General features: G+C 72.5%; 12 protein-coding genes. 7 read left to right on the top strand and 5 right to left on the bottom strand.

Translation table 11 applies throughout. The features are described from left to right. Nucleotides 1–42: 42 nt before the first annotated feature. Nucleotides 43–453, bottom strand: a complete 411-nt coding sequence (locus ASF78_RS13965) for an FKBP-type peptidyl-prolyl cis-trans isomerase (RefSeq protein WP_056590337.1) — start codon at nt 451–453, stop codon at nt 43–45. A 178-nt stretch (nt 454–631) separates the two neighbouring features. Here ASF78_RS13965 and ASF78_RS13960 point away from each other — a divergent pair, with 178 nt between their 5' ends. After that, nucleotides 632–1495, top strand: coding sequence for an alpha/beta fold hydrolase (locus ASF78_RS13960; protein ID WP_056590334.1), 864 nt, complete (start codon nt 632–634; stop codon nt 1493–1495). Then, entirely contained in the window at nt 1488–2075 is a 588-nt protein-coding gene (locus tag ASF78_RS13955) for a TetR-like C-terminal domain-containing protein (RefSeq protein WP_056590331.1), read from the top strand. Before ASF78_RS13960 ends, ASF78_RS13955 begins: the two co-directional genes overlap by 8 nt. On the opposite strand, the gene ASF78_RS13950 is transcribed toward ASF78_RS13955, so the two are convergent. The 3 genes from ASF78_RS13950 to ASF78_RS13940 all read right to left on the bottom strand — a co-directional run bounded on the left by ASF78_RS13950 (nt 2068) and on the right by ASF78_RS13940 (nt 5397). Further along, nucleotides 2068–3075 carry an acetylxylan esterase gene (locus ASF78_RS13950; RefSeq protein WP_056590326.1) on the bottom strand — a complete coding sequence of 336 codons (1008 nt, stop codon included), beginning with the start codon at nt 3073–3075 and terminating at the stop codon, nt 2068–2070. The two genes, ASF78_RS13955 and ASF78_RS13950, sit on opposite strands and share 8 nt — an antisense overlap. A gap of 23 nt (nt 3076–3098) precedes the next feature. Next, the gene (locus tag ASF78_RS13945; protein WP_056590323.1) at nt 3099–4484 is read right to left on the bottom strand and encodes a cystathionine beta-synthase; all 1386 of its coding nucleotides are present in this window, start codon (nt 4482–4484) and stop codon (nt 3099–3101) included. A 97-nt stretch (nt 4485–4581) separates the two neighbouring features. After that, a complete protein-coding gene (locus ASF78_RS13940; protein WP_056590321.1) occupies nt 4582–5397 on the bottom strand; it encodes a Bax inhibitor-1/YccA family protein in 816 nt (271 codons plus the stop codon). Between the two features lie 197 nt (nt 5398–5594). On the opposite strand from ASF78_RS13940, the gene ASF78_RS13935 reads away from it, so the two are divergent. Both ASF78_RS13935 and ASF78_RS13930 read left to right on the top strand, forming a co-directional pair. Then, complete coding sequence (locus tag ASF78_RS13935) at nt 5595–6572, top strand: ABC transporter ATP-binding protein (protein ID WP_056590320.1); 978 nt, start codon at nt 5595–5597, stop codon at nt 6570–6572. Further along, nucleotides 6569–7432: an ABC transporter permease subunit gene (locus ASF78_RS13930; RefSeq protein WP_056590318.1), complete on the top strand. Its 864-nt coding sequence runs from the start codon at nt 6569–6571 to the stop codon at nt 7430–7432. Before ASF78_RS13935 ends, ASF78_RS13930 begins: the two co-directional genes overlap by 4 nt. 54 nt (nt 7433–7486) lie before the next feature. Here ASF78_RS13930 and ASF78_RS13925 read toward each other — a convergent pair whose 3' ends face one another. After that, nucleotides 7487–10537 carry an efflux RND transporter permease subunit gene (locus ASF78_RS13925; protein WP_056590315.1) on the bottom strand — a complete coding sequence of 1017 codons (3051 nt, stop codon included), beginning with the start codon at nt 10535–10537 and terminating at the stop codon, nt 7487–7489. A 199-nt stretch (nt 10538–10736) separates the two neighbouring features. Between ASF78_RS13925 and ASF78_RS13920 the strand changes: the two genes are divergently transcribed. The 3 genes from ASF78_RS13920 to ASF78_RS13910 all read left to right on the top strand — a co-directional run bounded on the left by ASF78_RS13920 (nt 10737) and on the right by ASF78_RS13910 (nt 12447). Further along, a complete protein-coding gene (locus ASF78_RS13920) occupies nt 10737–11597 on the top strand; it encodes a siderophore-interacting protein (protein ID WP_056590313.1) in 861 nt (286 codons plus the stop codon). 2 nt (nt 11598–11599) lie between these two features. Continuing rightward, nucleotides 11600–12028, top strand: a complete 429-nt coding sequence (locus ASF78_RS13915) for a VOC family protein (protein WP_056590311.1) — start codon at nt 11600–11602, stop codon at nt 12026–12028. A gap of 110 nt (nt 12029–12138) precedes the next feature. Beyond that, nucleotides 12139–12447: a hypothetical protein gene (locus ASF78_RS13910; RefSeq protein ID WP_056590309.1), complete on the top strand. Its 309-nt coding sequence runs from the start codon at nt 12139–12141 to the stop codon at nt 12445–12447. The last annotated feature ends 128 nt before the right edge of the window (nt 12448–12575 follow it).

The raw sequence follows: 12575 nt of genomic DNA, 5'->3' as shown, positions 1-12575 counted from the left end.
GACGGGCCCCTCCACCGAGGTGGAGGGGCCCGTCGCGAGAGGTCAGCTGCTGCTGGTGCCGACGATGTCGACCACGAAGACGAGCGTGGCGCCACCCTTGATGCCTGCCTGCGGCACGCCGCGGTCGCCGTAGCCGAGGTGCGACGGGATCGACAGGAGCACGCGCGAGCCGACCTGCTGGCCGACGAGGCCCTCGTCCCAGCCGCCGATGACGGCGCCGACGCCGATCGGGAAGTTGATGGAGGACCCGCGGTCGTACGAGTTGTCGAAGATGCCGCCCTGCCACGCCTGGCCGAGGTAGTGCACCTCGAGGTCGTCACCGGCCTCGACGAGGGCGCCGTCGCCGCGGGACAGGACCAGGACCTCGAGCTCACCGGACGCACTGGCGTCGGGGAAGGTCAGCGTCGGCTTCTGGCCGAAAGAACCCGAGACCTCGGGCAGCGCTGCGGACATGACGTACTCCTTCGGTGGATGACAGTGCGGCACCCATCCTGCCAACCCCGAGCGGCAGACGCCCAACCGACCCGAGCGCACCCGAAGCGCTCGAGCGCACCCGCTGGAGCGGGCGCGCTCGGACGCGTCCACCGCGCTGGGCGTTGACGTGCTTGGCTAATGGCATTAGCTTTGTGTCATGACCTCCTACCTCAGTCGCCCCGGAGGGCGCATCGCCTACTCGCTCGACGGACCCGCAGACGGTCCCTTGGTCGTCCTGGTCCCCGGCATGGGGGACGTGCGCAGCACGTGGCGTGAGCTCGTCGGCCCCCTGGTCGACGCCGGCCACCGCGTCGCCGTCACGGACCTGCGCGGCCACGGCGACTCCGACACCACGTTCGCGACGCACGGCGACGTCATGACCGGCCAGGACGCCCTCGCACTCGTCGAGCACCTCGGCGGCCCCGCGGTGCTCGTCGGCAACTCGATGGGCGCGGGCGCCGCAGCGTGGGCCGCCGCCGAACGACCCGACCTCGTCGCCGGCCTGGTCCTCACCGGCCCGTTCCTGCGCGACCCCGCGATGCCGGCCGTCGTCGCCGCCGGGATGCACCAGCTCATGCGGGCGCTCTTCGCCCGCCCGTGGGGCGGTGCCGTCTGGGCGTCGTACTACAAGGGCTACCTCAACCGTGGCCACAAGGCACCCTGGCTCGACGAGCACGTCGCGGACCTGCGCGCCGCGATGAAGGACCCCGCCCACCTGCGCTCCTTCCGTCACCTCGCGGCCGGGCTCACCCACGCGCCGGTCGAGGCGCGACTTGCGGAGGTCAGCGCCCCGGCAATCGCGTTCGTCGGAGCCGTGGACCCGGACTACTCCGACCCCGCAGCGGAGGCCCAGTGGATCCGCGACGCGCTCCGCGCGGAGGTCACCGTCGTCCCCGACGCGGGCCACTACCCCCACCACCAGGCCCCCGCGGTCGTCGTGCCGGCCACGCTGACGTTCCTGGCCGGCCTGCCGCGCGACCCCGCCGGCCGCTTCGGAGCCCGCACGAGCGACCGTGCCTAGGGCGGGCCTCGACCGTGCGGCCGTCGTCGCCCTGGCCCTCGCAGTCGTCGACGACGGTGGGTCGACCGGTTTCGCCGACCTCACGCTCGCCGCCGTCGCGGCGCGCGCGGGCGTCGCCGTGCCGAGCCTCTACAAGCACGTCGCCGGGCTGCCCGCGCTGCGGCGCGAGGTCGCCTTGGTCTGCATCGAGCAGTACGGCATGGCGCTGCGGGCCGTGCGGGCGGAGCACTCCGGCGCCGAGCTCCTCCCCGCCATGGCGCGATCGATCCGGCACCTGGCGCGACGCTCCCCCGGGCGCTACGGCGCTGTCCAGGGCGCGGCCTGGGTGCACGACCCCGACGCCCAGGCCGTCCGCGACGCGAGCGTCCGGGTGGTCGACGAGCTCGGAGACGCCGTCACCGCACTCGGCGTCCCCCCGGAGCGGCGCATCGACGCCGTCCGCGCCGTCCGGGCCGCCGTGCACGGGTTCGTCGTGCTCGAGCTCGACGGCGGCTTCGGCATGCCCGACGACGTGGACGTGAGCTTCGACTTCCTCGTCGCAGGGCTCGTGGGCGGGCTGGAGCGCCTGTCGGTCAGCTGACGGGCACAGCCTCCAGCGCCAGCAACGACCGCAACCAGCGCAGCTGCCGGTCGAGCTGGTGGGCCTGCCCTCCCTCGTGCTGGTTGAACGCGTAGACCTCGATCTCGGTCGCCGGGCGTGCCGGCGACAGGCCCGCGTAGTGGTTGTACGCGGCGAACACCGTGGACGGCGGGCACGTCTGGTCCCGCAGCGCGACGGAGAACAGGGCGGGGGCCGACGCCCGGCGCGCGAAGTGCACGCCGTCCAGGTAGGACATCGTGCGCAGGACGGTCGCCTCCTGGTCGCGGTGCACGGCGAGGTACTGCACGAGCTCGCCGTACGGGAACGCGTCGGTGATCCCCAGCGCACGCGGGTAGTGGCACAGGAACGGTACGTCGGGCAGGACGGCGGCGAGCCCGTCGGCCAGCCCGGCGACCGCGAGCGCGAGCCCGCCGCCCTGGCTGATCCCCGCGACGGTCACCCGCGCGGGGTCGACGCCGGGCAGCGCCCGCACGGCGTCGACCGCGCGGACCGCGTCCGTGACGAGCCGCCGGTAGTAGTGCTCGTGCGGGTCGTGGATCCCGCGCGTCATCACCCCGGGCGACGCCGGCCCGGAGCCCGCCGGGTCGGGCGTGTGCCCGCCGCTGCCCCAGGTGGAGCCCTGCCCGCGCGTGTCCATGACGAGGTGCACGTACCCGGCGGCCGCCCAGGCGAGCCGCTCGTGCGCGAACCCGCGCCCGCCGCCGTACCCGATGAGCTCGACGACCGCGGGCAGGACCCCGACCGCCCCGGCCGGCCGGGTCACCCACGCCTTGATCGGGTGCCCGCCGAACCCCGCGAACGTCACGTCGAACGCGTCGATGACGGTCAGCCCGGAGTCGACCGGCTGCACGGAGAGCGCCAGGTCGTACGACCTCGCCGAGGCCAGCGTCGACGACCAGAACTCGTCGAAGTCCGCCGGCTCGTCCAGCTCGGGCAGGTAACGCTCGAGCTCGGGCAGGGGAAGGTCGAACAGGGCCATCGTGCTCCTTGTGCCGGGAGGGGTCAGCGGGCGAGGAACCCGAGCAGATCATGCCGGGTGAGCACCCCGACGGGCGACCCGTCGTCGACCACCATGAGGGCGTCGGCCTTCTGCAGCGCGGACCGCGCGGACTCCACGCTCTCCCCCGAGCCGATCAGCGGCAGTGGCGCGGCCATGTGGCGGTCCACGCGGTCGGACAGCTCGGCGTCGCCAGAGAACACCGCGTCGAGCAGCTCGCGCTCGCTGACCGCGCCGGCCACCTCGCCGATCTTCACGGGCGGTTCCGCGCCGACGACGGGCATCTGCGAGACGCCGTACTCGTGCAGGATCTCGATGGCGTCGCGGACGGTCTCGTTCGGGTGGGTGTGCACCAGGTCGGGGAGGGTGCCGGTCTTGGTGCGCAGCACGTCGGCCACCGTGGCGCCCTCGTCGGCGGCCAGGAACCCGTACGACCGCATCCACTTGTCGTTGAAGATCTTGGACAGGTAGCCCCGCCCGCTGTCGGGGAGGATCACCACGATCACTGCCTTCTCGGCGGCCGTGGGGTCCTCCTCCTGGAGCCGGCGTGCGTAGCGCAGGGTCGCCTCGACGGCCATGCCGCAGGAGCCGCCGACCAGCAGCCCCTCCTCGCGCGCGAGCCGTCGCGTCATCGCGAACGAGTCGGCGTCGGAGACGGGGATGATCTCGTCGGGCACGGTCGGGTCGTACGCCGTGGGCCAGAAGTCCTCGCCGACGCCCTCGACGAGGTACGGCCGCCCGTCGCCGCCGGAGTACACCGAGCCGGCGGGGTCGGCGCCGATGACGACCACCCGCCCGTCGGACACGTCGTGCAGGTAGCGGCCGGTGCCGGTGATCGTGCCGCCGGTGCCGACGCCCGCGACCATGTGCGTCACCTGGCCGTCGGTGTCCGCCCAGATCTCCGGGCCGGTCGTCTCGTAGTGGCTGGCCGGGCCGTTCACGTTGGCGTACTGGTTCGGCTTCCAGCCGCCGGGGGTCTCCTTGGCCAGCCGGTCCGAGACCGAGTAGTACGAGTTCGGGTGGTCCGGCGCGACCGCGGTCGGGGTCACGACCACCTCGGCCCCGTAGGCGCGCAGCACGTCGCGCTTGTCCTGGCTCACCTTGTCGGGGCACACGAAGATGCAGCGGTAGCCCTTGCGCTGCGCGACCAGGGCGAGGCCGACGCCGGTGTTGCCGCTGGTCGGCTCCACGATCGTGCCGCCGGGCAGGAGCTCGCCGCTCGCCTCCGCGGCCTCGATCATCTTCAGGGCGATGCGGTCCTTCACGGAGCCGCCGGGGTTCATGTACTCGACCTTGGCGAGGATCGTCGCCGTCAGGCCTGCCGTCACGGACGTGAGCTGGACGAGCGGGGTGCCGCCGACGAGCTCCGAGATGTGCTTCGCGTACTTCACGACTGATCTGCTCCCATGGGTGGCGGGGCGGGCAGACGCACGTCGGCCCGAGTGCGAATCGATCATCGCACCCGGGCCGACGTGGGGCAGTCAGAGGTCAGTCGCCACGCAGGATGGCGAAGATCCGCAGCAGCTCCAGGTACAGCCAGACCAGCGTCACCACGAGACCGAAGGCCGCCGTCCACGCGAGCTTGGCCGGGACACCGGCCTCGACACCGCGCTTGATGGAGTCGAAGTCGACGATCAGCATCGCCGCGGCCAGGCCGACCGCGAAGAGACCCACGACCACGCCGAGGGTGCCGGAGCGCATGGGGCCGTAATCGCCGCCACCGACGCCGAACAGCATCAGCACGATGTTGATGAGGGAGTACGCGAGGTACCCGACCATCGCGACGAGCAGGATCCGCTGGAACTTCGGCGTGACCCGGACCTTGCCGGACTTGAAGAGGAACAGCGAGACCGCGAACACCGAGAGCGTCGCGAGGACGGCCTGGCCGACGATGCCCTCGTAGAACGACTCGTACCAGGCGCTGAGGCCACCGAGGAACACGCCCTGCGCCGCGGCGTAGAGGAGGATCAGCGGCGGGCTCGGCTGCTTCTTGAACGCGTTGACCAGGCCGAGCACGAGGCCGACGATCGCGCCGAAGATCCACAGACCGGGCGCGAGCACCCAGGTGGCTGCACCGGTCACGACCAGCACGGCCAGCAGGCCGGCGGTCTTCATGATGACGTCGTCGTACGTCAGCCGGCCCGTCTCGCGCGTGGTGGCGGCGGGGGCGTCGTACATCTGGTCGAGGGTGGCGGCGTCGGCCACCTGGGCACCGGCGGTGCCGTAGGAGACGGTCGACTTCTGACCCTTGCGCTGCACGGGATCCTGGAAGACCGGACTGTTGTTGAAGATGGGATTGGCCATGGCGTCCTCCTGGACGGATCGGGCGCTGTCAGACGAGGCTGTCAGCGTAACGAACGTCGACGGGGGCGCGTTCGTTCCCAGGTCTCGCCCGCCTCGGCCTTTCGGCGGGGGCGGATCCCCCCTTGGTCCGATGTATGGGCTTGCCGGGCACCCCTAGGGTCGTCACGGCCCCAATTTCCGACTGACGAGGAAAAGTGATGATCGAGGCCCACGACCTCACGAAGAGATACGGCACCAAGACGGCGGTGGACGGTATCTCGTTCACCGTGCAGCCCGGCCGGGTCACCGGCTTCCTGGGCCCCAACGGTGCCGGCAAGTCCACCACGATGCGCATGATCGTCGGGCTCGACCGCCCGACGCACGGCACCGTCACCGTCAACGGCCGCCCCTACGCCGAGCACCGCTCCCCGCTCACGGAGGTCGGCGCGCTGCTCGAGGCGAAGGCGGTCCACACGGGCCGCAGCGCCCGCAACCACCTGCGCGCCATCGCCGCGACGCACGGCATCGGCAACAAGCGCGTCAACGAGGTCATCTCGATGACCGGCCTCGACACCGTCGCCAAGCGGCGGGTCGGCGGCTTCTCGCTCGGCATGGGGCAGCGCCTCGGCATCGCGGCCGCCCTCGTCGGCGACCCGCAGACGCTGATCCTCGACGAGCCGGTCAACGGGCTCGACCCCGAGGGTGTCCTCTGGGTGCGCAACCTGGTCAAGTACCTGGCCGCGTCCGAGGGCCGCACGGTCTTCCTGTCCTCGCACCTGATGAGCGAGATGGCCGTGACGGCGGACCACCTGATCGTCATCGGGCGCGGCAAGATCATCGCCGACGGCCCGGTCGACACCGTGATCTCCGAGGCCACCCGCGCCACCGTGCGCGTCCGGTCGCCGCAGGCCACGGACCTGGCCGCACGCCTGGCCGGTCCCGCCGTGACCGTGACCCCCGCCGAGGACGGTCTGCTCGAGGTGCACGGGGCGACGGCCGTCGAGGTCGGCGAGATCGCCGCCGCGTCGGGCATCGTCCTGCACGAGCTCACGCCGCTGCAGGGCTCCCTCGAGGACGCCTACATGTCCCTGACGTCCGAGTCGGTCGAGTACCACTCGGCCGAGATCCCGGGCGCCGAACCACGTCCGGCCGCCGCGCACGCCGCTGCTGCACCCACCGGAGAGGACGCCCGATGAGCGCCGCCGTCGCCACCGCCCCCCACCGCACCGACGCCCCGTTGTCGGGTCACAAGCTCAGCTTCGGCCACCTGCTGCGCGGCGAGTGGATCAAGTTCTGGTCGGTCCGCTCGACCATCTGGACGCTCGGCATCTTCCTGCTGGCGACCGTCGGCCTGGTCGTGCTGATCAGCCTGGCGTACGTCAACGCTCCCGGTCCCGAGCAGGGTGGTCCGCCCGACGCGACCGACGCGCTGGCGCCGCTGAGCTTCGCCGTGACCCTCGGCCAGCTGGCTCTGGCCGTCCTCGGTGCCCTGACCATCACGAGCGAGTACACGACCGGGATGATCCGCTCGAGCCTGACGGCCGTACCCAAGCGCCTCCCGGTCCTGTGGTCCAAGGCGATCGTGCTGATCATCGCGGTCTTCGGGGCGAGCATCGTCGCCGTCGCCGCAGGGACGGGCCTGCAGGCGCTCTTCTTCGACAGCCAGGGCCTCTCGGTCGACCTCGGCGACCCGGACATGATCCGGCCGCTCGTCGGGACCGCGGTGTACCTCGCCACGATCGCGCTCTTCGCGTTCGCCCTGGGTGCGCTCATGCGCCACTCGGCCGCGGCCATCGCGACCGTGCTCGGCCTCCTGCTCGTCGCGCCGATCCTCTTCACGTCGATCCCGTGGAAGCCGCTGACCCTGATGGCGCCCTTCCTGCCCGGTCTCGCCGGTCAGCAGGTCACGCAGACGGACGAACAGCTCGAGTTCGCGGCGTCGTTCTCGGACGTCGGTGCGGACCTGAGCGCCTGGGAGGGCTACGGCGTCCTGGTCCTGTGGGTCGTCGTGGTTCTCGGTGTGGCCGCCGTGCTGCTGAAGAAGCGCGACGCCTGACCTGACGCACAGCGAAGGGGGCGGTCCGCGTGCGGACCGCCCCCTTCGTCGTGCTCAGACCGTCCGGCCGCGAGCCTTCGCCTTCTCGGCCAGGGTGTAGAGCACAGGCACGAGGACGAGCGTGAGCAGCGTCGACGTGACCAGGCCGCCGATGACGACGATCGCGAGCGGCTTCGAGATGAACACCCCGCCACCCGTGAGCCCGAATGCCATCGGCAGGAGCGCGAAGATCGTCGCGAGGGCCGTCATGAGGATCGGCCGCAGGCGCTTGCGAGCGCCCTCGGTCACGGCCTCGGCCAGCGGCCTGCCCGCCCGGCGGTACTGGTTGACCAGGTCGATGAGCACGATCGCGTTGGTGACCACGATGCCGACCAGCATGAGCACGCCGATCAGCGCCGGGACGCCCAGCGGGGTGCCGGTGAGCAGCAGCGCGAGGAGCGCGCCGGTCGCGGCGAACGGCACGGAGACCAGCAGGATCACCGGCTGGAGCAGCGAGCGGAACGTCGCCACCATCACCAGGTAGACGATCGCGATCGCGATCAGCAGCGCCAGACCCAGGTCCGCGAACGCGTCCTGCTGGTCGGTGGCGACACCGCCGATCTCGACGCTCGCGCCGGCGGGGACGTCGAGGTCGTCGAGGTCGGCCTGCAGGGCGGTGGTGAGCGCCCCGAGGTCCTGGCCGGTCGGCGTCGCGGAGATCGTCGCGGACCGCTCTCCGTCGACCCGCGTGACGGACGTCGGGACGTCGACCTCGTCGATGCTGGCCACCTGCGCCAGCGGGACCAGGCCGGTGGCCGTCGGCAGCACCACCGCGCGCAGCTCGTCGAGCGTCGTCGGGCCCGCGGTCGCCCGGATCGTCACGTCGAGCGGTCCCCCGCCCAGGTCGACGGTGCCGACCGGGCGCGGGCTCATGACGGCGGCGACCGTGCCGGCCACCTGCGTCTCGGTGAGCCCGACCGCCGCCGCGGCCGCGCGGTCGACGACCACCTGCACGGTCGGCTGGGCCGCCGCGAGGTTGTTGGTGACGTCGGAGGTGCCGTCGACGCCCTCGACGAGGGTCTGCACCTGCGCGGCGAGGTCGGTGAGCTGGTCGGGGTCGTCCGAGCGCACGACGACGTCGACGGTCGAGCTGCCGAACGCGGCACCGCCGCCGGCGACGGTCACGTCCCCGAGCTCGGCGGTCGCGTCGCGGACGTCCTCCTGGACGACCTCCGGGTCGGCGTCGCCGTCGAGCGTGAGCGCGAACGTGGCCCGCGGCGTGCCGGAGCCTCCCGTGAACGCGGCCTCGGGTCCGCCCGACGAGCCGACGGTCGTCTGGACGGTGGTGACCCCGTCGACGGCCAGGAGCGCCTGCTCGACCTGCCGGGCCGAGGCGTCCTGCGCGTCGAGCGAGGTGCCGGGCGCGAACGTCTCGGTCACCGTGAGCGTGTCCTGGCCGGAGTCGCCCAGGAAGTTGGTCTCGAGCCGCGGCACCAGCGCGAGGGTGCCGACGAAGATCAGGAACGCCGCACCGAGCGTGAGGACGGGGTGCCGCAGCGCCGGGCGCAGCGTGGCGAGGTAGCCGCGCTGCAGGAACCCGGTGCGCTCCTTCTCCTCGGCGGCCTCGCGGGCCGACTCGTCGTCCTCGGCGGACGCCTTGATGAACCAGTAGGCCAGGACGGGCACGATCGTCAGGGCGACGAACAGCGACGCGGTCATGGCGATCGCGACCGTGATCGCGAACGGCCGGAACAGCTCCCCGACCATGCCGCCGACGAGCGCGATCGGCAGGAACACGGCGACCGTGGTGACCGTGGACGCGGTGATCGCCCCGGCGACCTCGCGCACCGCCGTGAGGATGGCCGTCGTCTTGGCCTCGCCGTAGGACAGGTGCCGCTTGATGTTCTCGATCACGACGATCGAGTCGTCGACGACCCGGCCGATCGCGATGGTCAGCGCGCCGAGCGTGAGGATGTTCAGCGAGTAGCCGCCGACGTTCAGGCCGACGAACGTGACCAGCAGCGACAGCGGGATCGAGATGGCGGAGACGAGGGTCGAGCGGACGGAGCCGAGGAACAGCAGGATCACGAGCACCGCGAACACCAGGCCGAGCGCGCCCTCGGTGGCCAGGCCGTGGATGGACTCCTCGATGAACGGCGCCTGGTCGAACACGACCGCGACCTGCACGTCGTCGCCCAGCTGCTCCTCCAGGTCCGCGACCGCGTCCTGCGCGCCGTGCGAGACCTCCACGGTGTTGCCGTCGGGCGTCTTGGTGAGGGCGACCGCCAGTGCGGGCTCGCCGTCGAGGCGGGAGAACGACGTGGCGGTCACGGGGGCGACGGTGACGTCCGCGACGTCACCGAGGGTGACCGGGACCGACGCGCCGACCAGCGGGAGCGACTCGAGGTCCTCGACCGAGGACAGCTCGCTGCCCACCTGGACGGACAGCGTGGTGTCGCCCTCGTCGACCGTGCCGGTGGGCAGGACGACGCCGTTGTCCTGCAGGATCGTCCCGACGGCCGCCGGCGAGAGGCCCGCGCCCGCCAGCGCGGGCAGGTCCAGCGTGACGGTCACGGCGTCGTCGGCGACCCCGGTCACCGTCACGTCCCGGACGCCCTCGATCTGCTCGAAGCGCGGCACCACGGTGTCCTGCACGAGCGTCGCCAGCTCGGCGTCGTCCGTACCGGAGCCGCCGGAGATGGCGAGCTGGACCACGGGGAAGTCGTCGAGGGAGCCCGTGAAGACGGTGGGCTCGACGCCGGTGGGCAGCGAGCTCCGCACGCGGTCGACGGCCTGCTGCAGCGCCTGCGCGGACGCGTCGAGGTCGCCGCCGTAGGTCAGCTCGACGGTCGTCGTCGACAGCCCGGTGGAGGACGTCGAGGTGACGTCCTCGACCCCGTCGACGGCGCGCACTGCCTGCTCGACGGGCACCGTGACCTGCTGCTCGACCAGCTGCGGCGACGACCCCGGGTCCACCGCGACGACGACCGCCGTCGGGATCTGCAGCGACGGGATGAGCTCCTGCTTGAGCGACCCCAGACTGATCCAGCCGAACACGGCGATGGCGATCGTCAGCAGGGCGACGACCGAGCGGTTGGCCAGCGAGAGGCGGGCGAGGCGAGACATGGATCCTCCGGCGGGGTCCGCGTACTTGTGCAACAGGTGACGCGGAACCGCGTCCACGTGCGAGAACGCGCGTGAAACCCGGGGCGTTCCCGTCCCGGGACGCGTCCTGCGTCACACGCCCGCCGCGCGGAGCACGGGCCGGGACCCGCTCGGCTAGCGTGGGCCGCCGCAGGATCTCCCCTCCCGACGAAGGATCTCGATGACCGACGCACCGGCCCGGCCCCGCCCCGCACCGCTCGTCGGGGAGGTGGTCCGGACGGAACGCCTCGCCGAGACGATGGTCCGCGTCGTGGTCGGCGGCCCGGGCCTGGCCGCGTTCGAGCCGTCCCCGCACGCGGACTCGTACGTCAAGGTCGTCTTCCTGCCCACCGGCACCGACCGGCCGCTGCGCGAGGACGGCCGGCTCGACCTGGACGCGGTGCGCGCGAGCCTCCCGCCCGACCAGCAGCCTCGCCAGCGGTCGTACACCGTGCGAGCCTGGGACCCGGTCGCACGTGAGCTCACGCTCGACTTCGTCGTGCACGGTGACGAGGGGATCGCCGGACCGTGGTCGGCGTCCGCGCAGCCCGGCGACGAGGTCCTCCTGGTCGGCCCCGGCGGCGCGTGGTCCCCCGACCCCGCCGCGGCGTCGTACCTGTTCGCCGGGGACGCCAGCGCGCTGCCCGCGATCGCGGTCGCCCTCGAGCGGCTCCCCGCGGACGCTGCCGGGCACGCGGTCATCGAGGTGCACGGCCCCGAGGACGAGATCCCGCTGGCCTCCCCCGCCGGGATGCACGTGGTGTGGGTGCACCAGGGCTTCTCGGTCGCCGGTCTCGCGCTCGTCGACACCGTCACGGCCCTCCCCGACCTGCCCGCGCCGGTCAGCGCGTTCGTGCACGGTGAGGCGGGGGTGGTGCGTGAGCTGCGCCGGCACGTGCGCGTCGACCGCGGGATCACCCGCGACCAGCTGTCGGTGTCCGGCTACTGGCGGCTGGGCGCCGACGACGAGGACTGGCGCGCGACCAAGCGCGACTGGCTCGCCACGATCGAGCAGTCCGAGGCGGCGGAAGGACTCGACTGACCATGTGGAGCGTGACGTTCGACTGTACGAGCCCCGCGGTCATGGCCGGGTTCTGGGGTCCCGCGCTCGGGTACGTCACGCCACCCCCGCCCGACGGGTTCGCGACGTGGGACGCCTGGGCGCGCCACCACGAGGTGCCCGACGACGAGCTGGACGACGGCGCCTACCTCGCGGACCCCGCCGGGGTGCTCCCGTCGCTGTCCTTCCTCAAGGTCCCCGAGGGGAAGGTCACGAAGAACCGGGTGCACCTCGACCTGCGGGTGTCCGGGGGGCGGTCGGTGCCACAGGTGGAGCGCGAGGCCCTGATCGGCGCCGCGGTCGAGCGGCTGACCGCGGCGGGTGCGACCGTGCTTGCCGAGCACCCCGGGCCTGACGGGCTCGACCACGTCGTGCTGGCAGACCCTGAGGGCAACGAGTTCTGCGTGGTCTGACCCCAGGGGGCGGGCCGACGGGCTTGGGGTGGCTCCCCCGAGGCGAGTCGCCCGCGCCCGGCGCGACGGTGGCTACCCGAAGCCGGTCGTCCGCAGGGGGTGGTGAGTCGATGCCGACCTCCGTCCTGCTCACCGAGGGCATCGGGTTCCTCGCGTCGGCGGTGTCGTTCGTGCTCTGGTGGCCGCAGGCCGCGCGCGTGTGGCGGCACCGTCGCGACGGGGGGCGGCTCGGTGGCGTCTCGATCACGTCCCAGGTGCTCCTCGTCGTGAACGCGGCCCTGTGGGGTGGGTACGCGTTCGTCACGGGCTCGTTCTGGGTGGGCGCCCCGGGACTGGTCAACGCACCTCTCGCGGTGGGGACGATCGTCCTGCTCCGGCGGTCCCGACGGGTAAGCGCTACCCCAGGTCGGTCCGCCTAACCGCTTCAGACCTTGCCGTGGCGCTCGTGGGGCGCGATGTTAGCGCTCACACGGTGCCGCGACGGTGCCGTGCGTCCGAGCGGGTGCGCCGCGCTCCCGGGGGACGAGCCGTCACGACGACGTCACGG

Source organism: Cellulomonas sp. Leaf334 (genome assembly GCF_001424195.1).
In the GTDB taxonomy this organism is placed as follows: Bacteria; Actinomycetota; Actinomycetes; order Actinomycetales; family Cellulomonadaceae; genus Cellulomonas.
Note: the sequence above shows the minus strand (reverse complement) of the source record. Positions and strands in the feature narration are given on the sequence as shown.